The organism is Chitinophaga sp. OAE865 (assembly GCF_040546735.1).
GTDB classification, from domain to species: domain Bacteria; phylum Bacteroidota; class Bacteroidia; order Chitinophagales; family Chitinophagaceae; genus Chitinophaga; species Chitinophaga polysaccharea_A.
In genome coordinates this window covers 4021273-4047581 of sequence record NZ_JBEPOF010000001.1, presented here as the reverse complement: position 1 = coordinate 4047581, position 26309 = coordinate 4021273, and the positions used below count along the sequence as shown (strand labels likewise).

The 26309-nt window shown below is 49.5% G+C and carries 14 protein-coding genes; 4 read left to right on the top strand and 10 right to left on the bottom strand.

All coding sequences use genetic code 11. The features are described from left to right. The first annotated feature begins 8 nt into the window (after positions 1 to 8). The 3 genes from ABIE50_RS16475 to ABIE50_RS16465 are packed head-to-tail and all read left to right on the top strand — an operon-like array spanning position 9 to position 7971. Positions 9 to 2864 (top strand): baseplate wedge protein, encoded by a 2856-nt coding sequence (locus ABIE50_RS16475; protein ID WP_209857361.1) that lies wholly within the window; start codon positions 9 to 11, stop codon positions 2862 to 2864. Then, positions 2864 to 6649: a contractile injection system tape measure protein gene (locus tag ABIE50_RS16470; protein WP_209857359.1), complete on the top strand. Its 3786-nt coding sequence runs from the start codon at positions 2864 to 2866 to the stop codon at positions 6647 to 6649. Before ABIE50_RS16475 ends, ABIE50_RS16470 begins: the two co-directional genes overlap by 1 nt. Then, complete coding sequence (locus ABIE50_RS16465) at positions 6634 to 7971, top strand: ATP-binding protein (protein WP_209857357.1); 1338 nt, start codon at positions 6634 to 6636, stop codon at positions 7969 to 7971. The genes ABIE50_RS16470 and ABIE50_RS16465 overlap by 16 nt, the downstream gene beginning before the upstream one ends. 282 nt (positions 7972 to 8253) lie before the next feature. On the opposite strand, the gene ABIE50_RS16460 is transcribed toward ABIE50_RS16465, so the two are convergent. The 5 genes from ABIE50_RS16460 to ABIE50_RS16440 form a co-directional block, all read right to left on the bottom strand. Then, positions 8254 to 9225 (bottom strand): quinone oxidoreductase family protein, encoded by a 972-nt coding sequence (locus tag ABIE50_RS16460; protein ID WP_209857355.1) that lies wholly within the window; start codon positions 9223 to 9225, stop codon positions 8254 to 8256. A gap of 218 nt (positions 9226 to 9443) precedes the next feature. Further along, positions 9444 to 10028, bottom strand: a complete 585-nt coding sequence (locus ABIE50_RS16455; RefSeq protein ID WP_142686672.1) for a Crp/Fnr family transcriptional regulator — start codon at positions 10026 to 10028, stop codon at positions 9444 to 9446. 393 nt (positions 10029 to 10421) lie between these two features. After that, on the bottom strand, positions 10422 to 11903 hold the full coding sequence (locus tag ABIE50_RS16450) for a sialate O-acetylesterase (RefSeq protein ID WP_209857353.1): 1482 nt from the start codon (positions 11901 to 11903) through the stop codon (positions 10422 to 10424). 27 nt (positions 11904 to 11930) lie between these two features. Continuing rightward, entirely contained in the window at positions 11931 to 13391 is a 1461-nt protein-coding gene (locus ABIE50_RS16445; protein WP_209857351.1) for a RagB/SusD family nutrient uptake outer membrane protein, read from the bottom strand. Between the two features lie 11 nt (positions 13392 to 13402). Continuing rightward, positions 13403 to 16468 carry a SusC/RagA family TonB-linked outer membrane protein gene (locus ABIE50_RS16440; RefSeq protein WP_209857341.1) on the bottom strand — a complete coding sequence of 1022 codons (3066 nt, stop codon included), beginning with the start codon at positions 16466 to 16468 and terminating at the stop codon, positions 13403 to 13405. A gap of 463 nt (positions 16469 to 16931) precedes the next feature. Between ABIE50_RS16440 and ABIE50_RS16435 the strand changes: the two genes are divergently transcribed. Then, the gene (locus ABIE50_RS16435; protein WP_209857339.1) at positions 16932 to 17846 is read left to right on the top strand and encodes a YXWGXW repeat-containing protein; all 915 of its coding nucleotides are present in this window, start codon (positions 16932 to 16934) and stop codon (positions 17844 to 17846) included. Positions 17847 to 18132: 286 nt separating this feature from the next. On the opposite strand, the gene ABIE50_RS16430 is transcribed toward ABIE50_RS16435, so the two are convergent. The 5 genes from ABIE50_RS16430 to ABIE50_RS16410 form a co-directional block, all read right to left on the bottom strand. Next, on the bottom strand, positions 18133 to 19254 hold the full coding sequence (locus ABIE50_RS16430; RefSeq protein WP_209857337.1) for a redoxin family protein: 1122 nt from the start codon (positions 19252 to 19254) through the stop codon (positions 18133 to 18135). A gap of 19 nt (positions 19255 to 19273) precedes the next feature. Further along, complete coding sequence (locus ABIE50_RS16425; RefSeq protein ID WP_209857335.1) at positions 19274 to 20641, bottom strand: RagB/SusD family nutrient uptake outer membrane protein; 1368 nt, start codon at positions 20639 to 20641, stop codon at positions 19274 to 19276. A 20-nt stretch (positions 20642 to 20661) separates the two neighbouring features. Next, positions 20662 to 23958, bottom strand: coding sequence for a SusC/RagA family TonB-linked outer membrane protein (locus tag ABIE50_RS16420; RefSeq protein WP_209857333.1), 3297 nt, complete (start codon positions 23956 to 23958; stop codon positions 20662 to 20664). 232 nt (positions 23959 to 24190) lie between these two features. Beyond that, positions 24191 to 25354 (bottom strand): FecR family protein, encoded by a 1164-nt coding sequence (locus tag ABIE50_RS16415; RefSeq protein ID WP_209857325.1) that lies wholly within the window; start codon positions 25352 to 25354, stop codon positions 24191 to 24193. 86 nt (positions 25355 to 25440) lie between these two features. Further along, on the bottom strand, positions 25441 to 26034 hold the full coding sequence (locus tag ABIE50_RS16410; RefSeq protein WP_209857323.1) for an RNA polymerase sigma factor: 594 nt from the start codon (positions 26032 to 26034) through the stop codon (positions 25441 to 25443). Between the last annotated feature and the right edge of the window lie 275 nt (positions 26035 to 26309).

Here is a 26309-nt window from a genome sequence, read left to right as displayed (position 1 = left end):
GTACCGATATGGCTGATACTCCCGTTCAGATCAACAGAGACAAACCCATTGCCACCGCAATGGATTATGATCTTCTAATGAAGGAAGCAATTGCCCGTGTGCAGGAACTGTCCGGTACCGAGTGGACCGACTACAACCTGCATGATCCCGGTGTAACTATCCTACAGCAGCTGTGCTATGCCATTACGGATCCGGCCTACCGTACCTCTTTCCCGATAGAGGAGATACTGGCAGATAAAAAAGGCAACATTGATCCGCTGCCACATTCTTTTTTCCGGCGGGCAGATATGCTTACCTCTGCTCCCGTTACAGTAGACGACTACCGGAAACTTGTGCTGGATGAAATAGAGAATATTGAGAACATCTGGATAGAACCTGTGCAAACCACCCATCCATCCGGGTGTACCAAAGGCGTGTACCGGGTATTTATACAGGTGGAAGATGCCATTGCAGAGAACATGACCGGCAATGCAGACCTTATTCAGAAACTGGCTGTACAAACAGATCATTTTTTGCAGTCGTACCGCAATATAGGGGAAGACTTTGAGCCGGCAATCATCCTGCAACCGCAGGAGATCTTTATCAAAGCGGAAATTATTGTAGACAGCAGGCATGAGCCTCACCAGATCCTTGCCCTGATGTGCAATGCCTTTGAAATGACGCTGCATCCGCCGGTAAGATTTGTGTCTGCCGCGGAAATGTATATCAACGGTTATACTGCAGAAGATATATACACAGGGCCGCTGTTGAAAAAAGGATTTGTTGCCGGCAGCGACCTGCATCCCCGCAAGCAGTCCGTTGACCCCGCAGACCTGATGAAAAGCCTGTCACAGATACCGGGCGTAGCAAAGGTAAAAGCCATTTACCTGGCGGACGAAAACTGTACCTTCCAGGCTAAGCCCGTGCAGATCAGGGAAGGCCATTACCCTTTCCTGGAAATGATAAGCGAGAAACATGAAATAAAGATCTCCAGCGATAAGTTCGAATACAATCTCCGTGATGCCGGTTTTCTCAACATGTATGAACAGATAAAAACAGTAGCGCGCAGGAAGTTTGCCGGCCACAAAAATTCAGAGGCCTCCAAACCACTGAAGGCCACCTACCGCAACCTTGGCCAGTACTATTCGCTGCAGCACCAATTCCCTGCCATTTATGGCATAGGGCATGAAGGGCTGGAAAAAGATGCGCCCGCGCTCCGGCATGCACAGGCCAAACAACTGAAAGCCTACCTGCTCTTCTTTGAACAGCTGCTGGCCAATTACCTGGCACAGCTAAGTAATATCGGCAACTTATTTTCGCCCTTCCTTCAGCAGGTGCCCGCGATAACCTATGCTACCCAGCCTTTATACAACGTACCACATGCCGCCACACTGCTGAAGGCTTTTACCACTCAGCAAGCCCCGCTTTCCTGGGACGACTTCACCCAGGATAACGGTAACCCATATATGAAAAATATGCAGGAGGCCGCGGAGCCGGATAAAGTGTACCAGGAGCGAAAGAATACCATACTGGATCATTTGCTGGCCCGCTTTAACCTGGTGTTGCTGAAATATCCCGTGAGCTTTTATGAACAGACCTACGGGCGCGATGCTGCTCCGGCAAGGATCAGCCCCGAACTGGAGTGGAAAGCGGAGATCCTCCGGGACCTGCCTGCGCTGAGCGCTAACCGTAACCGCTCTTTTAATTACAGGGAAGATATTTTCGATGGAGGCGAGCTCTCCGGCTATGAAACGCTGCTACATAAACTGCTGCACATACGGCAGGAAAAGCGGAAACGGCTCACTGCCGCCTTTGACTCGGCTAAGTGGAAAGTAACCCCGGCGCATGCTCCCGAAGCGCATATACATGTGCACCTTGTGAAGGAATATAAAGTGAAAGATGAGCTGATCAAAGTAAATATTGCAGAAAGCGCATCGGGGGGAATTATCACCGGCAAACAATATGACTACGGGCGGCAGTCGGTATCCCTGCTCCGGTACGGGCTGGATCCGGCTAACTACCGCATTGTTTACGATGGAGAAGACGACGTTTACCTGGTAGTATACCGGCACACCGCACATGCCTTGTGGCAGGTGGTAAGCCGGGAAAAGACCTATGGGGAAGCCACGCAGGCGCAGAAAGAAATGATCCGCCAGCTGAAGCAGATCAGCACGGCATCCGAAGGATGTTACCTGCTGGAGCACCTGTTGCTGAAGCCTGCTTATGCAGATAAGGCTTTTGGTTTCCGCATCTGCGACAGGGGGAATAAACTACTGTTACAGCATGCACAATGGCTCACGCTTGATGAGCGGGAAGCGCGATTGAACAATATAGCGTCGCTGGTTGCCGCGTTGAATGAAAAAGATGCATATGGCAGCTGGCAACAGCTGCAACAGCAGTATAATATTTACTTCTATCCCGGCGATACACCAGAGTTGCTGACAGCAGCCCATTTCACGGCTCCTTCCTCAAAAGCTGCCGTCGAAAAAACAATGCTGGACCTGCTGCTGCTGATCCGGCAAATGAAAGAAGGGCAACCGCGCCAGGTGCATGTAGTAAAATATGTAAAACACGGGGCCTCTCAAATGCTGCAGGAAGAGTTCTTCAGATTTGGCATGAGCATCGTGCTTCCCTCCTGGCCGGCCCGTTTCCAGCACCAGGAATTCAGGAGCTTTACCGAGGCAGTGTTCCGTGAGCATACGCCCGTGCAGTTCCGTATGTATTTCCGCTGGATAGGCATTGCCGCAATGCAGGAATTCGAGCTGCGTTATTTTAACTGGCTCAAAGCCATGCGCGGCGAAGCCGATAAGCCTTCTGCGGCCAACGCCCTGATGGAGCTTATCATCAGGGACCCGTTATTCTCTCATTATGTAGTTACCGTATAATGGAAGCACACATCATCCGGCGATACAGTTTTGATATCACCTACGATTCCAGGCCAAAGGCTTTTGCATTGCAGGACAAAGTAAGTATGCTTTTCCGTCAAAGCATCAGCAACGGCGTGGACGAGCTGCTGCAACAACTGATCCCGGCCGATATGATGGCTTCTATCGACGGGCTGGTACTGAACATCGGGACCATCCCTGTGAAAGACATGGAAACCGAGCTGCCTGCAAAGATCCTTGCCGCCATGCAACAAATGCTCACCGATCTGCTGCATCATCAGCATGCAGGCATGCAGCATACCATTAACGGGGATATTACCATCCGCAAAGGTGACGACCGGCAGCTGGAGCTGATGACCTTTTTCCTGTTGCAGGGCGTAATGCCCTGGTGGGCTACTGCCGCCGAACGCGCGCAACCGGGAGAGATCATCCTGCAACTCTCCAGGTCCTCTCCCGGCAAGCTGGCGGATTTCATCCGCAGTATCGGGCAAAGCCGCAGTGTAAGAGAGCGGATGGTATGGCAGTTTTCCGTTACCGTACTGCAAGCTGTTGTAGAAGTACTGGAGCCTGCAGAAGCGTTGTTTATTATTGCAGGCAGCCGTGAAATACTGCTGCTGCAACAGCAACAGCAATTACTGCATACGGAAACCAGCGAACTGGAAAAAGCGGTATGGCTGTTCATGCTCACCTATCTCATTATGGAGCGGGGCAGCAACTTTAATCGCAAGGAATTTGTGCGCAGCAACCTCTTTCAGCTGGCACGGCATTTCAATCTTTCCTATGAAACCATACTGGCGCTGTTTTACGAAGCGTGGTGGCGCTATAAATCATCGATACCTGAAACAGGTCTGGGCAGTTATATCAAATCACTTTACGACGAGCTAACGGTTACCCACGAACGAAAACTCCTTGCCGGCGGTGATCCATCTTACCAGAAAATAATGGCAGATACCGGGGAACAAATCAGCGTGCTCCGTTACTACCTGCTATACGGCGCTATTCCCTGGTGGGCGCCGGGTATTACGCCCGCATCATTACAACAGATGTTTGTGAATACCGGCTACCGTTCTGCCGCTTCATTAAAACAGATGTTACAGGCAGTATTGCAGCACCCGACCGCTGCGGGCCGATGGAACAGCCTGATGCAAACAAATGCGGCTGAAGTAGAAAAAACCGGGTATTTAATGGAGATAAAGAACTGGGCAGACGACACCATTGCAGCAACGCCGTTCGCCCCGGACACCGGTATAAAACGGCTGCTGCTCCGCGACGTGATCCTGCACCTGCTCACTTATGGCAGTATATCGTGGTGGGGCAAAGCGTATGCCCATTTCTCGCTGAACAGTTTACTGGAACAGCTGGCCGTGCAGCATCCCGATCAAACGCTTACTATACTGGAGTATGCTGCCACCCTGCCTGCGGCCATGCAGCGGTTGGTAACCGGCGTAAAGCCGGCAGTATTTTTCCAGCTGCTGAAAACAAGCGGTATGAGCACTGCCGCTGAAGAAGTATACGATAACGTATATACATTGCTGATAGCCGTACAACAGTTTATTACCATTACCACCATCCCCCCCGAACATTTTATACTGCAAGCCATCTGGCAATCGCTTGCTGCGGGCCGCTACCGCAGGATCAATAAAGAAATACTGCTGCAACACCTGTTCCTGCCGGCCTGGTCGGAAACCCCTGTGGCAGCGCCACGGATGATCCGTTTCCTGTTGCAACAGCTGCTGCCTGTTATCAATCATCTTTCCGGGAACACCGTGCTGGCCAGCGATCTGCAGGCATGGACCTTTCCAGCCGCATCTGTGCAGGGAACGGAGCGTTTGCCTGCACAGCTAATGGTATCGCCTCAAACCGTTACCCAGTGGCTACAGCAATTCTTTAGCAGCGGCCAGTTGCCGGCAGCTGCGGGTAATACCACTGCCGCCTATGCCGCGCGATTACTGCAATGGCTATACGAATATCATGAAGTGCACATAAAAACACTACAGGACAGCATTACCCTGTCGCCATCATTATTTGTGCAACTGGAGGAGCTGTTCCTTCAGCTGGAACCGCATATTGAGCCGGTACAGGCACTGCTGCAACCCTGGCTGGAGAAAATCATTGCAGCAGATCACCTGTTTGCCACCGGCAGTTCATTTGCTACCGGCGGTACTTTTACAACAGGCGGCGTACCGGCCCCCGGCAACTTCTTTGGCGCCGGCAGTACATTTGCAGGCGACGCCGGCGGCAGGCGCCATCAACCGGCGGTGGCTTTTCGCTCATTGTTACAACGCATGCAACGCTATACCGCTATTACCGCGGAACACCAGCAACAGGAGATATTGGAAGAAGCCAGGCAATTGCTGACAGTGTTCCTTACCCGTTACCGGCTGCCGGAGAAACTGGGGTCTTTATCTTTATCAGCCACCAATGAAATTATCAGGACGGCAGTGATACTGTTGTTTAATGCGGCGCCGGGTATACTTCAGCAGCTCTTCAGCAACTACCGTCAACAGCTGGCAGCAAGACTGCAGGTATATGGGTTATTCTCATTTTACGCCGGGGCGCCCGACAGCCATATCCGGCAAAGCCTGGATGTATATGCCGTACAGGATAGCTTGCAGCTGTTACAGGAATCGGCCGGCGGCAGCAGCCAGGATGGTATTACAGACCTGCGGAAGGCCGTTCGCTTTTACAAGCAGCGCAGCCGGCAGGAAAGAAAAGTATTCTACAGCAAAGTACTTCAACATACTGCGCTTATAGAACAAATGGCGCAACACCTGGATGAGGCATCTTTTCCTGACATTATGCAGGATACTTCGCTCGGGTGGACCGTCAACGCGACTGATGCACTGCAGGAGCTGCAGCTGCTGCTGGAAGGAATGCTTCCCGGCAGCCAGGAGAAAATGCAGCTGCAACAGGTGTTCCGGCGTTTTCACCTGCTGCTGTTGGGAGCGCATATTCATGTATATGATGCGCGCAGTTATGCGCTCCGTTTCCTTGACTTTATAAAAACAGCGGCGCCGGGCATTGCAACAATACTGATCACCCGGCTGGTTAAAAGCGCACAGCAAACGGCAGTACCCACCTATACGCATATACGTAACCTGGTGCCTGCATTGCAGCAGGAAGCACAACTATCCGTTAACACAGAACGGCACCGGGCATTGTTACGGGAAAGCTTATACGAAAAAGACCGGCTGCAAACGGCAGCAGCGGTGGTAAATGAACCGGAAGCCCCTGCCCGGAAACCGGAAAGCTGGTCCAAAGTTAAAAAACCTCCCCTGGATACTATTTACACCGGCAATGCCGGCCTCATCATACTACATCCCTTTATCCCCTATGGCTTTAAACGTGTGGGCCTGGTAAACGATGAGGGCTTTGTAAGCAGGGAGGCGCAACATCGTGCAGTACACCTGTTGCAATATATGGCTACCGGGAAAGAGGAACATACAGAACATGAACTGGCGCTCAACAAAATATTATGCGCCTTGCCGCTGGAGGAGCCTGTACCGGCGGAAATGCTGCTAACGGCAGAAGAAAAGCAACTCTGCGAGGAATTACTGAAAGTAGTGATACAGCGTTGGGAGAAGATGAACAATTCCTCCGTGGAAGGCTTCCGCGCTGCCTTCCTGCAGCGTGATGGTGCGCTCTGGGAAAAAGAGGGCGACTGGTGGCTGCGGATAGAAGAGCGCGGGTATGACCTGATACTTCAAACCTTACCCTGGGGCATTGGCATGATCAAAGCCCCCTGGATGGAAAAAACAATTTATACAGAATGGACGTACAGTTAACAACAGCCAATGCGGCTGCATTGGAAAAAGAACTGGAGTGGTTCCGGTTACTGGCAGCAGCGCGCATGCAGCAATACTTCCAGCAAACAGCCGTGGAATATCCGGCAGCACCGGATCTTACAGAGGATATTTCCGTGTATGCACAGATCATTAAACACTACAGTATGTCGCCTGCCGAACGGGTTATTGTGCTGCTGGCGCTGATCCCACATATACGACCGGAGCTGCTGGATATCTTTTTTGTAAAGAATGCTACGTACGACAGGGGCTTCACGGAATTTGGCGGCATTAAAGGGCAGCAGCATGGCGGCTTCCTGCCCACCGGCGAAACGGCTGCATTTCTGTTGGCAACAGATGGTTTGCAGCAGCGGTTTAACCTGACCCGGTATTTCGGCCCCGATCATTTCTTCAGCAAACACCATATCCTGCACCTTACACCAGCCAGTGATGAACCACTGCTGAGCGGCGCCCTGAACCTTTCGCAGGAGTATCTCAGCCTGTTTACACAGGGGCTGGCTTACCGGCCGGATTACAATACGCAGTTCCCTGCCAAACGTATTGAAACAGGGCTCAGCTGGCAGGACCTGGTACTGGAGCCACATGCCATGGAGGAAGTGGAAGACATCCGTACATGGATAGAACATGGTACTACACTCCTGCACGACTGGGGCATGAGCCATAAAATAAAACCGGGCTTCCGCAGCCTGTTCTATGGTCCGCCGGGAACGGGAAAGTCGCTCACCGCTTGCCTGCTGGGGAAAACATTCAACATGGAGGTGTACCGCATCGACTTATCGCTGGTGGTATCAAAATTTATTGGTGAAACGGAAAAGAACCTGTCGAAGGTATTTGACAGGGCAATTAACCAGCAGTGGATCTTATTTTTTGATGAAGCTGATGCGTTGTTTGGGAAGCGCACGCAAACGTCCTCTTCCAACGACCGTTACGCCAACCAGGAAGTGGCTTACCTGCTGCAACGGGTAGAGGATTTCCCCGGCGTAGTAATACTGGCCACCAATCTGAAAGCCAATATAGACGAGGCGTTTGCACGACGATTTCAATCTATGATCTATTTTTCCATGCCCGGACCGGAGCAGCGATTGCGCATCTGGCAGCAGTCCTTTCCAGCTCATGTAGCACTGGAAGATAAACTGAACCTGGAAGATGTAGCCTTCAAATATGAAATGGCCGGCGGCACCATTATCAACGTAGTGCGTTACAGCTGCCTGATGGCACTAAAACGGGGCGATAAAACCATCCGCCAGAAAGATGTGCTGGCGGGTATCCGCAAGGAGTTTGGAAAAGATGGGAAGATAGTGTGAGGTAACTGCTTATTGCTGCAGCCACGACATATCACTGCCTTCAAAATCGCCTACTTTCAATGAAGGAACTTTAATCGAGAGGTCTTCCTTCGATATTTTATTTTTCATGGGGACGCTGAAATATTTTTTATCTCCTTCGGAGATATTTCCTGGCATATTTCTGAACCTGTTGTTGGTTCTTAAAGCATTTCTCATTCCCTCCGGGCCAGTGGACATCAGTGTTTCTATACCCCGGGGGCTATGCACCTCTTCTTTTGTTTTGATGCCCCCATAATTTACATACTAAATGGTTACCACTATACGCTCTCCGTTTGCCACATCTGCCTCCCACAATTCCGCGATGTGATGGATATCCATCTCCACTGTTTTAACGGTCAGCTTTCCTTCGGCAGCCAGCATAAACATCTCCGGTAAAATAACTGTAAGCAGTTCTTTTACCTGGCCTTTCGTCCATGCGCCCAACCCTGAGCCGCTGAGCTGTATATTCAAGCTCCTCAGGATGGCGGAAGATAATTGTATGAGATCGCCGGACATACTTCCTACGGAAACGAATCGGATGAAATTGGTCCATGCGCCATCTCCTTTCAGGCAGGAGAGGATCATCTCCGCTGAATGTCCCCATAAATAATCAATTACAATATCCACCGGTGTGGCCTTATGACTTTGTTTCAATGCAGTGGTAAATGCTTCGTCGTGCTGTTTAAGGGAAATTATTTCATCAGCGCCGAGTAACAACAACTCTTCTAACGACGACTGGTTCCTTCCTGTTACGATTATTTTTTTTGCGCCATAATATTTGGCTATCTGTACGGCCACACGGCCTGTAAAGCCTGTTGCGCCATTGATCAGCACTACATCTCCCGGCTGAATCCCTGCTTTGAACTTCAGTGCCATTGCAGCGCCGAAAACAGCATTGGGCAATGCAGCGGCTACAGCATCGCTCAATCCATCCGGCACTTTTACGATACGGTCTTTTTCCACCACTGCTTTCTCCGCCAGCATACCGTCTGCACCCACCGCGTATACCCTGACGCCGTTATCCAGCAGGCATACTCCATCGCCGCCAATAATACGGCCGTTCTCCTGTGGTGCACTGGCGGAGTAATGCTTTCCTGTGGCCCGCCCTTTGTCGAAATGTTTGATCGCTACGGCTTTTACCGCGACCAATATTTCGTTATCGTTCTGTATTGTTGGCTCCGGCATATCCACGTACTGTGGTATTTCGTTATGCGGGTACATTACTGCTGCTTTCATGCGTTAGCTTTTAAGTGTTGTAATTTGTGATAAATGAAGTAAGAAATGAGTAATAAGGCCAGCGACCGGCGCAGGGATCCGCCCGGGGCCAGGTGTGCAATGAAACAAACCAAGGGTAATCCGGTAAATTGTTCTTTGTAATTTCATTTGCCTGTATTTTTAACAAGGCAAAATTAGCAGCCGTAAATTTCACCGGCGATAACATATGTTATCAAGTTTCAGAAGTGCGGCTTTCCTTTGGCGATCTTACTTTTGATCCGGCTCAGGTGCACTTTTGTAACACCCAGGTAAGAGGCGATATAGTGCTGGGGGACCCGGCGGATAATATGCGGCCGCTGCGCGAGGAGGTTTTTATAACGTTGTTCAGGGGAATCGCGTATAAATGAAACCAGCTCACCAACATAATGTGTTTGCCGCATTATGAACATCTGCATCATCATTTTGGGAAAGTCGGGCTGCTTTGACAGCTCCTCGATCAGCTGGTTCACATACATCTTTGGAAGCAGGTACACCACCGAAGGCTCGATGGTTTCAATGGTAAAAAAGCTGGGGGTGTTATTGATAAAGCTTTCAAGTGAGCTGAGTCCCTCGTTCTCAAAAAAGAATTGTATGGTTTTATCTATACCGTTATTATTAAAGAACAGCCGGACACAGCCTTTTTCTATGAAGATATAGTTTTGGGATACCTTTCCTTCTTCCAGCAATACTGATTTTGCCGGAAGCTCCAGGCGGGTCTGGAATTCCAGGTATTTGTCCCAGAAGACGCTCAGCTGCGGGAATTTTGATTTAAAGTGAAAGATCATTTGGGTGGTTTGGGGATAAAGTTACTTCAAAACAGATCATCAGCCCACAATCGCTATTAATTAATAATCAACCAATTACTTCCCTGGTTGTTATATAGTACAAGAGAGACCACCATTCCGGACGGTCTCTCTTGCGTTATGGGATCAGTTATTTATCGCATACTTCACAGATACTTAGGACTTGTCTATGTGTAGTACTCACCATACACTCACCATACACTCTCTATACAGTCGTGCGCACTCATGATACTCTTCCAATGCTTAGTGCATGCACTCAGGACCCCAGATAATCCTGATTTTACTTTACATAAGAACTTTTTAGTCCTGTAATTGGCCTACACAACAACGCCTGCTCCGGAAACCTGTATTCTCTTTGATAAAACACAATTGCTTTTACTTCTCCTCCCAGTTATCCGTTCTGAAAGGCAGTGCCGGAAATCCTTTTCCGTTTTCCAGGTTGGTGACCGGGTAGTTGAAGAAAGCATACCTCACTGCCACCGGGTGTTTTACCCTGGCGGCGTGAAGCACCACTGTTTCTCCTGAAATAGCGGCAGCAGCGGGATAAAATCGCTGGTCGCTGCCCGCCAGCATAAAAAAGGCCGGGGGCTGCCCGTTATTTGTTTTTAAGCCACCGGCCAGGCTCCGGGGATCGAAGTGCACCACTGCTTTGGCTTTTTCAAAGGTTACATGATGAAAGGCCGGGCCCTGGTAGTCGATCTGCAGCCGGCCATAAGCGCGGTTCAGGGCTGTACAGGCCAACCTGTGCCCTATGGGCTTTTTATTCTTCGGATGCAGGTCTTTCGCTTCGCCTACATCCATGGTTAGCACCATGGCCGTATTATTCAGTGTGGCAACTTTTTCCTGTGCCTCCCGGAAGAAGGCGTCGAATGCCAGTTCGGGATTTTCCTTATCATGGAAGAATGGGGCTATCTGCACGTAATAAAAAGGCAGTTCCCCCTGCGCAAATTGCTTTCTCCAGCTTTTTATCAGCGTTTGGGTAAGATGGATATAGCTGTTCCGCTCCATGTGGTTGGCTTCCCCCTGGTACCAGCAAAAACCGCGTACAGACAAATGCCTGAACGGATGGATCATGGCGTTGTATAACAGGTATGGGCGCATCACTTTTTCAAAGGTAAATCCTGCATTGATCTTTTCGGCCGATTTTGGGCTCCGTAGATAAGGTTGCAGGTATACCGAATCCAGCAGCGGATCTGAAGCGAGTACATCGCGGGGCACATATGCCTGCGCGCCGGAAGCTCCTATACCGGTGAATATGATGCCAACCGGCACCTGTAATTTTTCAAAAAGTTCTTTGCCAAAATAATAGGCCACCGCGCTGAATTCCTTTACTGCTGCGGGACTACAGATTTTCCATCTCCCACTAACAGTATCAACAGGTTCATTACTGAAATTTAACCCGGTGTTAAATAAACGGATGTTGGGCAATGCTGCCAGCGGGATCTCCTGCTCATGGTTCAATTCCTCCTTCATAGCAAACTGCATGTTACTCTGCCCGCTGCATAACCAAACTTCACCGATCAGAAGATGATCCAGTACGAGGCTGGTTCCGCCGCTGCTGACAGTAAGCCGGTAACTGCTGAAATCACCGGGTTTCACGGCAGGAACATCCAGTATTGCCATGAAATGCTGGCTGCTGTCTGCTTTTACCTGTATGGTGCGGTTATTCCAGCTACCGGTAACCGACACGATGCTGCCGGCATTGGCCCGGCCCCATACTTTAAAAGGTTTGTTCTGCTGGATCACCATATCATCCTGCAACACGCTGGCCAGCTGAAGTGGCTGGTACTGTGCCACCGCAACGCGGCACAGTACCAGCAGGAGGTAACATAAAATACTATATCTTTTTATACGCATGATTTCTCTTCTTAAAAACAAAAAGGATCAATATCCCTGATTCTGTTTGAGCAGCCCGTTACTGAGTTGTATTTCACGCAGGGGAATGGGCAGATGATTATTTGTGCCTTCCACATAGCCGGGCAAAGTAGCTGCGGCCTTGCCTGTTCTTACCAGTTCATTGAAGCGCAGGTGCTCGCCCAGGGCAGATTCCACGCGCATCTCATGATAAATATTATCAAGAGTAATGGTAGTGAGGTCTGGCAATACCGTCATATCGGTATTTCCTCCACTTTTACGGGCCCGCTGCCGTACCAGGTTCACCAGCTCCAGGGCCCTCGCCTTATTCCCGTTATGAAAGGCTGCTTCCGCCGTCCACAGCATTACAACAGCCAAACGGAAGATCCGCTCATTGGTAGGGCCATCGGCAACGCTGCCACCCGCATTGAAAGGAATCTCATTTGGCGGCAGCCAGTAACGTTTATTATAGTATCCTGTCTGACTGGAAGTAGTATTGGCAATAGTACCATCCGGCAGTACATCGTTGTTGGCAATCACCGTGGCTTTCAGCCTGGGATCGCCCCGCTCATAGGTTTTCACCAGGCCTGACGATGGCACTACAAAACCATAGCCCCATGTGTTTCTTGCATTAATCCAGAGATTGATGTTGGAGCCCACTCCCTTGCCGGGGATATTTGCCATATTGATTTCAAAAATGGAACCTGTTCCGAATTCACCTGCCGTAGTAAATATTTTTGCATAATCAGGGGCCAGGGAATACTCTCCTGAATTTATAATTTCTTCCCCGAGCCGTTGGGCATCGGTCCACTTTTTCTGCCACATATATGCGTACATCAGCAAAGCTTTTGCAGCACCCGAGGTGGCTTTACCGTTTTTATCAGCAGTCAGCTCTGATTGCTTTGGCAGCACCTGCATGGCGCTATCGGCATCCTTTTCAATCTGTGCCCATACCTGTGCTTCCGGCACCTGTGGCTGGTTATATTCACCTGTAGCCAGCGGCATTGTAACAAGCGGCACATTGCCAAACAGCTGCACCAGTTGCAGGTAAAAATATGCACGCCAGAAGCGCGCCTGCGCCAGGATATTTTCTTTATCCGCTGCGTTCATCGCGATAGCCGGTACTTTATCCAGCACTACATTGGCAAGGTATACGCCATGATAATTATATTGCCATGCATCCTGTACATAGCTGTTGTCCGGCTTGGCGGTAAACAATTTCAGCTGCTGTATTTCCGCTACATCGGAAGCGCCTCCTCCCCCTTTCTCTGCATCATCAGACATTACATCGCCTACTACGATACGGGTTTCCAATGCGAAAAAGTTTTGCGGCCTGGCAGCTGCATACACGGCATTTACCGCTGCTTCGGCATCTGCTGCTGTTTTGTAATAAGTAGCTGTGGAAAGATGTGCGGTAGGATCTTCTTCCAAAAATTTGGAACATCCTGCAAGACCTGCTGTTGTAATGATCAGTAACAATAAATATTTCATACCAGTAGTCATTATAAAGTGAGATTGATACCCGCCATGATAGTTTTGGGTTGTGGGTAATTTACCTGGTCCTGGCCCAGGTTGAGGGTGCCGGCATTTCCACCGAAGGTGATGCCTATTTCAGGATCGTAGCCATCGTAGTGGGTGAACGTTATCAGGTTTTGCCCGGTTAAAAACACGCGCATACCACTGAGATGCCAGCGTTCCATTAATTTATCCGGTAAATTATACCCGAGGGTGATATTGCGCAGTCTCAAATAAGCGCCGTTTGTAAGGTAATAGCTGGATGCCCTGGAATTAAAGTTGCGGTCGTTGGCGGTAAGCCTGGGGATAGTAGTGCTGGTGCCTTCCCCATGCCATCTGCCCAGGGTTTCCTGTTCCATATTATAGTTGGAAATAAAGAAACCGTTGGTGTTGTATTTGTAAGACTGATAAATTTTGTTGCCGCTCACACCAAAGAATGCCAGGTTCAGATCAAAGCCTTTGTAGTTGGCGCCTACATTAAATCCATACTGGATATTGGGAATGGGCGAGCCCAGGAAGGTTTGATCAAGATCATTAATTACCTTATCATTATTCAGGTCTTTAAAGCGGATGTCTCCAGGCACTGCATTGGGCTGAGCAGCATGATTGCTGATCTCTGCCTGGTTCTGAAAAATACCGTCGAACACATACCCGTAGAACTCCGCCACGCGGTGACCGGCCCTGGTCATATTCGGGCTGTTGAATATTTGTGCGCCTTCATTTTCCAGGCTCAGCACTTCGTTATGCAGGGTAGATAAATTGGCGCCTATATTAATGCGTAGGTCTTTGTTAAAGTGGTGGCTGTAATCCAGCTGGAATTCGAAGCCCGAGTTAGCCATCGCCGCTACATTCGTAAGTGGGCCGGTAGAGAAACCGCTTTCAAACAGGATAGGGATACGCAGCAGCATGTTATTGGTTTTCTTGTTGTAGTAGTCGATAGTTCCGGTGAGGCCTTCAAATACTTTAAAGTCGAGGCCCAGGTCCCATTGGCGCACCTGTTCCCATTTCAGGTTGGGATTACCTAATCCGGCCGGTTCCGCGGTGAGGAAAGCGCCGTTACCGAATGCGTAGTTATAGTTATTAATGGTAGATGAAAAATCGTAGTATCCTGCACTGGATTGATTACCTACGATACCCCAGCTGGCCCGGAGCATCAGCGCGCTGAGCTGGCCCCTGTTGCTCAGGAAATTCTCCTTACCCAGCGCCCATCCCACCGAGGCGGAGGGAAAATTACCATACTTATTATTTGCGCCGAATTTAGAAGATCCATCGCGCCGGATAGTAGCAGTGAGGAAGTACTTCTGTTTGTAGTTATAATTCAATCTTCCTAAATAAGATAACAAACTCCAGCGAACAAGCGTACCACCTACTGTTGGATTGGATGTACCGGCATCGAGGTATTGCAGGTAGGAATCGTTCCCAGGCTGGCCCTGGTTGCTGCCCCTGATAAATTCGTAACTGTACTGCTGTGCAGAGATCCCTGCCAGTACTTTCAGTTCATGATCTTCTGCGATCGTCGTTTCATAGGTAGCGGTATTGTCCCATGTCCAGCTCAGGCCTGTTGCCTTTGTTTGGGAAAGACTGGTGATGGGATTATTCTGCGCTGCCGATACATAGTAGGTAGGCGTAAAAGCCTTATCGTCTGAAAAGCTGAGATCGATACCCAGGTTGGATTTAAGTGAAAGCCCTTTAACAGGTTTCAGCAGCAGGTAAGTGCTTCCCACCACCGACCAGGTATTCAACGGATGGTTCATAGAGATGTACTCAATACTTGCCAATGGGTTCATGATATCAGAGAACCTTGAAGGCACATAGTTCCCCTGTTCATTTTTCAGCGGCACCGTAGGGTCCATGCTGATGGCCGAGAGCAGGTCTACCCGGCTGGTAGCGCCTTCACCCACCAGGTATTGCTTACTTTTGGCGATGGACAGGTTCTCTCCTGCTTCAATATATTTATTGGGCTTAAAAGTAGTGTTCAGCGAGAAGCTGCTTCTTTTATACGAAGACCCGATGATGATGCCGTCCTGGTCGAAATAATTTCCACTGAGGCGATAGGTGAGCTTATCGCTGCCGCCTGCAAAAGCCAGGTTGTAGCTTTGCACGGGGGCCGACCGGAACATGGCATCCTGCCAGTCGGTGTTTATGGTATATTGTGATGGATTTGTCCATGGTGAAGTTTGGCCTGCATTTTTAAATGCTTCGGAATTCAGCATGATAAAGTCCTGCCCGTTCAGCATGTCCAGTTTTTTTCTCGCCTGCTGTACGCCGGCATAAGCGTCTACATAAATATGCGATGCGTTCCTATTGCCTTTTTTCGTTTCAATCAACACCACGCCGTTTGCGCCTCTTGATCCATAAATTGCCTGGGAGGAAGCATCTTTTAATATTTGTACAGATGCGATGCTGGATGGATCAATAGCATTGATGCCGTTGGCCGTAAGCGGAACGCCGTCCACCACATAAAGCACATCTGAATTATTGATAGAGGTAAGTCCGCGTACCCTTACCGTTGCATTTTTCCCGGGAGAGCCGGAATTCTGCGTTATCTGGATCCCGGCAGATTTTCCCTGCAGTGATTGCTGCAAGCTTGCTGCTGCCTGGTCTTTCAGGTCGTTTTCATTCACCGATGAAATGGCGCCTGTAACTTCTCCTTTTTTCTGTGTGCCGTAACCTACCACCACAACGCTTTCCAGGCTGGTAGACTGGCTCTGCAAAACGATCTCTATTTCCCGGCGGCCATTCACCGGCACTTCCTGGCGGCCGTAGCCGATAAAAGAAACTACCAGTATATCCGTAGCAGCGGCGGAGATGCTGTAACTACCATCTACCGCCGTTTTCACTCCTTTAGTGGGTGTACTTTTTATAGAAACCGAAGCACCAGGCAGCGGTTTATTTTCCGGGTCCAGTACATGCCCTGTGATCAGCGTATCCACCACTGCTGCTTTTGCAGACAGCATAGCAAAAAATACAAGTACGAAAAGGATGATACCACTTTTACTTCTGCGGTGTGGTTTCCGTGCGCGGAAGGTGTAGTCAAGATTGGTAAAACACATACGTGTGCCATATTTGAGTTAGGTAATCAGCACGCCGCCTGTTCCAACGTGGATCAGGGCAGGCAGCCTGCATTTCAGCTTCATAACCGGGATAGGTATTGTCCTTACGGGGCACACAGCTCCGCTTATGTAAAAGCGTCCTTTTACAAATCAGCCGGGTTGTATGCTACAGGGGACAAGGTGCTATCTCTGTTACAATGACACCTGAAAATGAGGATACCGCCATTGGGGAGGAAGATTTTACCGGCGGCTATTTTCAGGCTAGATAAAAATGTGGTGACTTTTGCAGGTGGTGATCAATGATGGGGAGTGCGGCAATGTTGCGGATGATATGGGGAGTACAATTTTATATCTCCTGTTCCTTTCCAATATAACCGGTCACGGTTTAACAAAACAGCTTCTTCCCTGTTTTAAACCTTTCTATCTGTTTTAAGGTCAAACAAAAAGGAAAAACCATAAATATATGAAAGCGATAGGAAAATTTTGTTTGGCCGGCCTTATCATCACATTCTTAACCTCGACCACCACATATGCCCAGGTTAGTTTAAGCGTGGGCATCTCCGTACATAGCGCACCTCCTCCATTACCCGTTTATACCCAACCGCCTTGCCCGGCAGATGGATATATCTGGACACCAGGCTACTGGGCCTATGGCCCCAACGGCTATTACTGGGTACCGGGCGTATGGGTACGGCCACCACAGGTGGGCTTTTTATGGACGCCCGCCTATTGGGGCTTTGAAGGAGGTGTATACGGCTTTCATCCCGGTTACTGGGGCCCTCATATCGGGTTTTACGGAGGCATCAACTATGGCTATGGTTATAGCGGCTCCGGATACGTGGGCGGCAGATGGAGTGGCGGCAGATTCCAATATAACTCCGCTGTTAATAATGTGAACACCACCATTGTCCATAACACCTACGTTAACAACACCGTTGTTAATAACACCAGGGTAACTAACCGCAGCAGTTTTAACGGCGCCGGTGGCGTTAATGCACGACCTAACCAGCAGGAATTATTAGCCATGCACGAACATCATCAGCAGGCAACAGCCATGCAAACCAGCCATCAACAGATGATGAGCAGGGACAGGAATCAGCTGGCGGCAGTGAATCATGGCAGGCCTGCGGCGTATAATCCTGCGGCGCAACATTTTAATAACAATGGTGCCAACAGGACAATACAGAACAACCAGGTATCCCATGCAACACCTTCTGTTCAACAGGCACACCGGCCAATAGCCATGCAGCAGAATGTTCACGGGGAGCATCCGGCTTTTCAGAACAGACCGCGTGGGAATGGTGGTTTTGGCGGACGGGAGGGTATGCCGCGGGGCGGGCATGCCGAAGGCAGGCCTGGAGGGCATAGGCGTGGGTGATGGTATTTGATGAAAAAAGCATTAACAGCAAATATTTCATGGTACAGCATTTGAAAAATCTCGAATAGATGTAATAAGGACAAACAAAAAATAGTGGGTTTCCACTTAAACGACTCTAATTTGCCACAAGACACTCAGCTTCAATAACACGTTTGTGTAAAAAAGCTACTTGAAAAGAGTTAACTACATCGTTCATATTATAAATGTAGGGAGGGGTAACGTATTGTATATACGTAGTTAAAAAAGGGTGTACCATTTCCGGTACACCCTCTTCTCTTAAAAAATCCTACTTCTTTGCCAGCAGTTCTTCAATTTTATTATACAGCTCCGCTCCTTTCAATCCACGTGCAATGATCCTTCCCTGTTCATCGAGCAGGAAATTATCCGGAATCCCCTGTATACCAAAAAACTTTGCTACCGGTTCATCCCATTTTTGTAAACCGGAAACATGATGCCAGGGCATGCCATCTTTGATGATAGCGGCTTTCCAGCGATCGGCATTATCATCCAGTGATACGCTGATAATATCAAAGCCTTTTTCATGGAAGGCGTTAAATGCTTTCACCACATTAGGGTTTTCGGCGCGGCAGGGCGAGCACCAGCTGGCCCAGAAATCGACCAGCGTTACTTTCGCCTGCTGCACCACTTCTTTCAGATGCACTTCTTTACGCGCGGTATCCAGCGATGTAAAAGAAGGCATTACTACGCCGGTAAGTGTTTTTTTTGCCGTTTCCAGCCGGCTGGCAAAATCTTTTCCCAATGGCGTTTGTTTCACTGAGGGCGACAGCTTCTCAAACAGCGGCGCCGTTTTCTGGAACTGCATAGTGCTACCGGCTATCATATTCAGTGCTTCAAGGGAAATAAATGAAGACGGATGCGCCTTAACAAACCGGATACGTACGGCTTCCATGGAATCCATGCAGGCACGGTACTCCTTTTCGAGCGCTGCAAATGCAGGCGTTTTACGTTGCTCCGGCGGGGTGGCCATTGCTTCTGACCTGATGGCTATCAGGCGTTTGAGCAAAGGTGCGATCACCGTTTCCAGCTCCCGGTAGTCGGCATTCACTTTCCCGGAAGTGATGACGCTGTTGCGAAGCGAATCTCTTGCACGAAGTACTATATTACCCTCTTCCAGGTAGAAGCGGTAGTTATCGCGGATCTCTGTTGGTTTAATGGGCTTTTGCAGGGAAATATATGTTAATGCCGGCTGGATGATATGTCCTTTAAATTCAAACCGTCCATTTATTGCCACCGTAGAATCCACCATTTGTTTATTATCTATTAAATAATGGATAAGTACAGTATCTCTTCCTTTCCATTCCTTCACTTCTCCTTTCAGGTGAAAGGCGTGTTGCTGGGCCATTGCAAAACCGGGGAATAATACTAAAGCGCTTAGAATATTTTTCATGAGATGTTTTTTTATTTGATTACTCATAACCTTCGTTCTGTGTAAGATTCGGATTCTTTTGCCTGTCGCTCAAAGGAATGGGCAGCAGAATAGCCTCTTTACGCCACCGCGTTTTCCGGGCGCTATACAAAACATCCGCCTGGCCGGTGCGTTTCACATCAAACCAGCGGTGTCCCTGTTCACCAAACAGCTCTGTCATCCTTTCCTTATAGATCATTTGTAACAACGCATCTTTCGCGATGCCCGGGTTTATATCCGCCACCAGGGAAATACCTGCGCGTTTACGTATTACATCCATATCGGCAATAGCGCCAGCCAGGTTGTTCTGCTGTGCCCTGGCTTCTGCGCGTATCAGGTACTGCTCTGCCAGGCGGAACATCACTACTGCTTCTGTGGTGCCGTTGTTCACCGCTTTATACTTATAATAAGCTGTATCTCCGTTGGAGGCTTTTACCGTCCATGCAGTAAGCCGCTGATCCCCGGTTTCAAATGCTGCCCTCAGCCAGGTGGTGAAACGGTAATTGGGATTAGTGATATTGCCGGTCATCCGGCTGCCTTCCATGGTGTAGTTATTAGTGCCTGCATTGGCAAACTGGAAGATCGCTTCTTTTGATGTAAGCAGGAACACATTATTCAGTGAATCCATAGCATAAGGGCCCGCTCCTATTACAGCCGTAGCCTGCTTTTCAGCTTCCGCCCAGTTTTTACGGTATAGCTGTACCCTGGCCATCAAAGCGGTGGCGGTCCACTTGTTGGCGCGGATCCGTTTACCTGCATCTATATATGCCGCGCCTGCATTCTCCTGTGCATAGGCCAGGTCGCTCAGTATAAGCTCGTATACCTTGTCGGCCGAAGTGCGTGGCAGCAACGCATTCACGCGGTAGTCGGAAGTTACCGGCATAGGCACATCACCAAATGAATTCACCAGGTAGAAATAACAATAAGCACGGAGGAAATGTGCCTCTCCAAGCAACTGCTGTTTCACCGGGGCGCTTACACCGGGTGCTGCTTTTACATTTTCCAGCAATACATTTACCTGGTACAGCGTGTTATACAAACCTGACCAGATGGTGCTTACGCCACTGGAAGCAGCGGTGAGATTATTATCTGCGAATGCCTGGTTATCGTCGTTATAGGAAACGGATCTCAGTTCATCGGAGGCAAGCCCCAGGCACGAAGAGAGCACGCCACTGAAAGGGCCGTTGCCCCATACATTCTGGGTGCTGGCGTAAATACCACGCATCGAGGAGTTCGCTTTTTCATCATCTGCAAAAGCGGCAGCTGTACTTATCTGGCTGTTCGGAAGCGCTACGTCTACAAATTTATTGCAGGAAGCTCCCAACATCAGTGCGGCCAGTAAAAATTTATAGGAAGAATTCATGTTCATGTTATTCGCTGTTAAAATAATTAGAAACCTACCTGCACACCCGCAGTGATGGTACGTAAGGGCGGCAGCCTGTTCAGCCATGCCGTTTCAGGATCTACTACCTTCATGGGCGTCCAGGTAAGCAGGTTCTGGGCAAGACCGTATACCCTTAAACTGCTGATCTTTGCCTTCTTCAGCCATGCTGAGGGCAGCTCATAGGAAAGAGAAATATTTTTTAGTCGCAGGAAAGACGCATTGCCATAACGGAGATCAGAATAGTAGGCGGCGTTCCAACCGGAAAGGGAGTTAGACGCCCCACTGTTGGCCGTTATCAGTTTCTGGAAAGCAGCATCATCGCCCGGGTGTTTCCAGGTATCCATCGCTGCATAGGGAAGGTTCTGCATACCACCGGCAGGTACATTCGTAAACCCGGAAGTCATATACGACATCCAGTTTACACCCATCTGTTTGGTAAACTGTAAAAGGAAGTCGAGCGTGATGCGTTTAAAACGGATGGTGTTGGTCATACCGCCATAGTATTGCGGATCCGTGTCAAACACCGGTTGCAGATCACCACCGGAGGTGTTGGCAGTAACCTGGAAGGTACCGTTCTTGTTAAGATCTTCAACAGTATACAAACCGGTGTTTGGGTCAATGCCGGTGTATTTGGCAATGTACACCAGGTTCAGTGATCTGCCTATCTGGTAAGATGAAGCATAGGAGGTTTGGTCCAGTCCATCGAAACGCAGCAATTTATTATCAGGAACAGTAAGATTGAAATGAGTAACCCATTCAAAGTTTTTGGTGCGGATATTATTGCTGGTAAACGTGAATTCAAATCCCTTGTTCTGTACCAGCACGCCGGCAAGATTGGCAGTAATAGTACTGAACCCGGTGATACCCGGCAATGGATATTGTACCAGCGGATCGCTGGAGCGGTTACGGTACCAGGCGGCAGAGAACAGGAACCTGTCTTTCAGAAAACCGGTTTCCAGTGCTACTTCCAGTTTGAGGTTCTTTTCCCAGTGCAGGTCAGGCTTAAATAAGGCGGAAGGAGTAAAAGCAGTTTGATTGCCATACGTGGGATAAAAGACATAGGAAGTATAAGCATCCAGGTATTTATAATCACCGATCTTATCGTTACCGGTGATACCATAACTGGCGCGCAATTTAGCAAAGCTGACTACCGGGAGTGCCTGCATGAATGGTTCACTGGAAATGAGCCATGCACCGCCCACAGCACCAAAACTGGAAAAGCGGTAATTAGGCCCAAAACGGCTGGAGCCATCTCTCCTGCCGGAAAAATTCAGGATATATTTATCATCATAATTATAATTAACACGGCCAAAGAATGCCTGGTATTTATATTCACTTGAAATGCTGGAGGGACTTATAAAAGCATTGGCAGGTATACCCACCATTGATCCCAGGAATTCATCGCTGGTATATCCTTTCACGGTAAAGCTGTAGCCATTGTTCTGCTGGCTCTGGTAAGTGGCCCCTGCAAGGATATCCAGCCGGCTTTTCCCAAAAGTTGTGGCGTATTCCGCCTGCGGTTCCACTATCCAGCTTTTAAAACTGTTATTGCCAAAGCTGGCCCTCCCTGTGAGGTCCTGTGTTTGGGGATTCTGCGCGGTTTTAGGTACCAGGCTCAGTTCATTCACCGTCATGTTGTTATAGCCGATACTACTGCGGATGGTAAGTCCCGGTGCCACGAGGTAAGACACCAGCGCATCGGCCATCAGGCTTTCTGTGGTAGCAGTATATTTCTGCAGCATATAGGCGAGCGGGTTATCCATAGTGATGCCTTTTTCATTCCACATCAGTCCCCCGGCCGAATCATAAAGCGCATAATTGGGCGGCAGGGTAACAGAACCTGCCAGGTCCCTGCTGCTGGTGGTGTTTTTACTGGAAGAATAATTTGCGCGGAAGGCGCCATTGAATTTACGGTCAGCGGAACGGGTGTTCACGCTTAACTGCCCTGAAGCCCTGGTATTAGGGAACTTGCCGGGATAAACATCTGTTTCCCTGTAATAGCCTCCGCCTGCAAGGTATTGCACCAGTTCAGAACCACCGGAAACAGAAGCCTGGGCGTTGGTAGTGGTGGCAGTACCTCCAATCAGTTGCCTGGGCAGGTTGTTATCACGCGTGGTATCCCATACCAGCAGATCGTATGCATTTGAAACGGTTTTAACCTTGTTATCGTTGGCGAATGCTTCGTTGCGCATGGCCACATAGTCTTTTGTGCTGAGAAGGTTTGGCAGCTTTGCCCGGCTGCCACCGGAAGTAACATTGATATTAAAACGGGTGGCGCCTGCCCTGCCCCGGCGGGTAGTAATGAGCACCACGCCATTTGCCCCGCGGCTGCCGTAAATAGCAGTGGCGTCTGCATCTTTCAATATCTCTATACTTTCAATATCCGACATATTGATACTGTTGATGGGACTAAGGCCGGTACTGCTGTATGCGGAGATAGCAGATTGCAGCAGGTTGATGTTGGCGTTATTTGCCGCCAGCGGAATTCCGTCCAGTATAAAAAGGGGCTCATTGCTGGCGCTGTTGTATCTGTCTACCTGAGTACGGCCCCGGATCTCCACTTTAAAGCCTGCGCCGGGCACGCCCGTGGTTTGTGTAATGACCACGCCTGGCGTTCTGCCCTGTAATGCCGCCAGTACATTGGATACCGGCGCCTGGTTCAGTTCTTTACCCGTTACCCTGTCGATGTTGCCGGTAGCCATACGTTTGGAGGTGAAGCCATAGGCCTGTACTACTTTTTCATCGAGCGCGCTTACGGAAGCTTCCAGCACAATGCGCATCAAGGCTCCTGCAGGCGGCACTATCACCTCCCTCGACTGGAACCCGATAAAGGTGATCAGCAATGTTTCGCCGGGTCCGGCTTTTATGGAGAACTTACCCGAGGCATCGGTGCTTACATAATCTGAGGTTCCTTTCACCCGGATGTTGGCGCCGGGCAATGGCGTGCCATCGGAAGCAATGATGGTCCCAACAGTGGGGCCCTGCTCCGGAGCGGCTGCCGGTATTGTTTCCTTCTCCCGGACAATAATATTCTTATCCCGGATGGTGTATACCAGTGGGCGGTCTTTCAACACCCCCGTGAGAAAGGCTTCCAACGGGATATCTTTCACCGCCACAGATACCGGCGGGGTAGCTTTGATCAGCTCCAGGTCGTAGAAAACGAGGTAGCCGGTTTGTTTCCGGATCTCTGAAAAAACCTGGTTCAAAGGAATGTTATTAGCATTCAGCGTCATTGTTTGCGATACCACTTTGGCGGATACGTGCAAACAGCAAACTAACAGGAGATAAGCGGTGAATCGCATAACCCGGATGATTTTAGCCAGGAAACTGGTTGTGGTTCCACTGGTTGATTTTTTGGAACTTCCCGAAGGGCCAGGCATGGGATGGCCCTTACAAAGCGCATAAATTTGCATACTTTTGCAATAGTTAATGGTTGATTAATAATGAGTCTTACCCAGACTTTGCTATTTAAATAACCAGGCTACCTGCCGCTCCGGTTGCCCCCGGGGCGGCTTTCGTCTGTATTGGTTGTTGTTATAGCGACTGTACCACCAGCCGTTTTCCTTCTTCTATGTGTACATTTACTTTCATCATGCGCATTACCTCTACAATATCGGAGAGACGTAGACTTCTCGATAGCTGTCCTCCAAAGAGGCGGTGTGGCACGGGCCCTTTGTAGATCACCTCCACATCATACCAGCGTGCTACCTGTTGCAGTACCTGCTCCAGGTCCATCTTCTCAAAATCAAAAATGCCATTCTTCCACGCTGTTACCTGCGACACTCCCGCAGGTAACAGCGGAGTTACCACTATACCTGCTGCACGGGGATCTGCCTGCACCTGCTGCCCCGGCTGCAGCAATATTTTATCATTGCCTCTCAGCACCTGCACCTTCCCGCTGATAAGCGTAGCCCTGATACTGTTTTCCTCCGTATAAGCATTCACGTTAAAGTGCGTTCCCAGTACTTCTACAGAAACGCCTGCCGGCAGGCTTACACGGAATGGTTGCCCTGGCACCGGCGCCACTTCAAAGTAGGCTTCTCCGGTAACGGTTACCAAACGCTCTTTACCGGCAAAGGCGGTAGGATAACGGATAGAGGAAGCAGCATTCAGCCATACTGCAGAATTATCCGGAAGCACTAACCTGAACTGTCCCCCACGTGGAGTAGTAAGTACATTATAACTCACTTCACTGCTGCCGTTTTTTACCTCATACCGCAGCTCTCCGTTCTGCTGCCTTACGGCGGTATTTCCCTGTTGTATCACCTGCCTGCCGCTGCTGTCAAGCGCTACCTGTGTACCATCTGCCAGCGTAAGCACCGCCCTATTGGTACCCGGAGGTACATCCGCTTTTATGGCATACTGTGATGACGGCCGTTTTTGATGGTTCATAAAATAAGCGGCGCCACCGGGGAATAACAGGCCAGCCGCCACTGCCGCCACCCACCACCATTTGCGGTAAGGCAATTGCCTTACCGGTTCCGCGGCTGGCAGCTGCGCCAGGATCTGATGATAAAGCGCATCTGCCTCTGTACCGGGCAATGCAACATCAGTGCGGTGTCTGGCTATTAGTTCATCCAGTATTGCTTCATCCGGTCCGCCTTCCCTTAAAGCAGCCATTAACTCCGCCTGTTCTTCCGGGGAGGCGGTCTGCTCATAAGACCGGTGCAGCAAATATTTCCATCTTGCTCTTTGCATATTGGTGGTTTGTAAGATAAAGTGGTCCTATTTACACTACTGACAACCGGGAGAGAAAAGAGGGGTAGTTGAGTAAAAAAAAATATTCAGCGGCGGGCTTCCAGCAGGCAGATCGCCAGCAGGCCAATGGCATTACCGTTTTCCAGCAGGTATTGTTTTACTGACCTGAGTGCGGCCATCATATGCTTTTTGACAGTTTCCCTGGAGATGTTTAACCGTTGAGCGATATCGTCGTGTTTAAGCCCTTCTATACGGCTCATGCGATATACTTTCTGTTGCTGTGCCGGTAACTGAGCTACGGCCTTGTACAACAGTTGTTCCAGCTCTTTGCCCAGCGCCGCTTCTTCGGTAGGGTTATGGCTTTCCCGGGAGGGATACAGCTCCCTGATAAGGCTCTCCTCATGCGCCCGCCGCTTCATCCCGTTAAGCACCTGGTTGCGGGTCATCCTGTTGATATAGGCAGACAGGTTATCGATGCTATGCAGCGACCGGCGGTTTATCCAGATCCTGATCAGCACGTCCTGTACCACATCTTTGGCGATCGTGTCGGAGGCTGTCATCCTGAGTGCGAAAGAATAAATAAAAGGGTGATAACGGTCAAACAAAAGCCTGAACGCCGACTCCTCTCCCCCGGCTAACCGCTCCAGCCATTGCCGCTCCGTATTCAAATTTTCTTGCATGTTCCGAGACCTGCCTCCCGGGCAGTAATTGGTTGATTAGCGGCTAAAAGTAGTAAAAAACTGATTTGTTGTGATGTCTGCAGCGAAAAGATTTAATTGCATTATGATTGATTTTTTTATATTTTTAGACAGCGCGCTGAATGCAGCGGTTAAAAACAGATAACTGTCGGAGAGAGCACCGTCTGCCCCCATGATTGATGTATCAACCTATACTGTAATGCAGTCCTTTTACGTATTTTGTAATGAATATTTTAAGAAACATATTTTCCCTGTTT

Bases quoted from the DNA above. Each gene is read 5' to 3' on its own strand.
- ABIE50_RS16475 (WP_209857361.1), top strand. From the start codon at position 9: ATGGCTGATACTCCCGTTCAGATCAACAGAGACAAACCCATTGCCACC.
- ABIE50_RS16460 (WP_209857355.1), bottom strand. From the start codon at position 9,225: ATGAAAGCAGCAGTAATGTACCCGCATAACGAAATACCACAGTACGTG.
- ABIE50_RS16470 (WP_209857359.1), top strand. From the start codon at position 2,864: ATGGAAGCACACATCATCCGGCGATACAGTTTTGATATCACCTACGAT.
- ABIE50_RS16465 (WP_209857357.1), top strand. From the start codon at position 6,634: ATGGACGTACAGTTAACAACAGCCAATGCGGCTGCATTGGAAAAAGAA.
- ABIE50_RS16455 (WP_142686672.1), bottom strand. From the start codon at position 10,028: ATGATCTTTCACTTTAAATCAAAATTCCCGCAGCTGAGCGTCTTCTGG.
- ABIE50_RS16430 (WP_209857337.1), bottom strand. From the start codon at position 19,254: ATGAAAAATATTCTAAGCGCTTTAGTATTATTCCCCGGTTTTGCAATG.
- ABIE50_RS16410 (WP_209857323.1), bottom strand. From the start codon at position 26,034: ATGCAAGAAAATTTGAATACGGAGCGGCAATGGCTGGAGCGGTTAGCC.
- ABIE50_RS16425 (WP_209857335.1), bottom strand. From the start codon at position 20,641: ATGAACATGAATTCTTCCTATAAATTTTTACTGGCCGCACTGATGTTG.
- ABIE50_RS16450 (WP_209857353.1), bottom strand. From the start codon at position 11,903: ATGCGTATAAAAAGATATAGTATTTTATGTTACCTCCTGCTGGTACTG.
- ABIE50_RS16440 (WP_209857341.1), bottom strand. From the start codon at position 16,468: ATGTGTTTTACCAATCTTGACTACACCTTCCGCGCACGGAAACCACAC.
- ABIE50_RS16420 (WP_209857333.1), bottom strand. From the start codon at position 23,958: ATGCGATTCACCGCTTATCTCCTGTTAGTTTGCTGTTTGCACGTATCC.
- ABIE50_RS16415 (WP_209857325.1), bottom strand. From the start codon at position 25,354: ATGCAAAGAGCAAGATGGAAATATTTGCTGCACCGGTCTTATGAGCAG.
- ABIE50_RS16435 (WP_209857339.1), top strand. From the start codon at position 16,932: ATGAAAGCGATAGGAAAATTTTGTTTGGCCGGCCTTATCATCACATTC.
- ABIE50_RS16445 (WP_209857351.1), bottom strand. From the start codon at position 13,391: ATGAAATATTTATTGTTACTGATCATTACAACAGCAGGTCTTGCAGGA.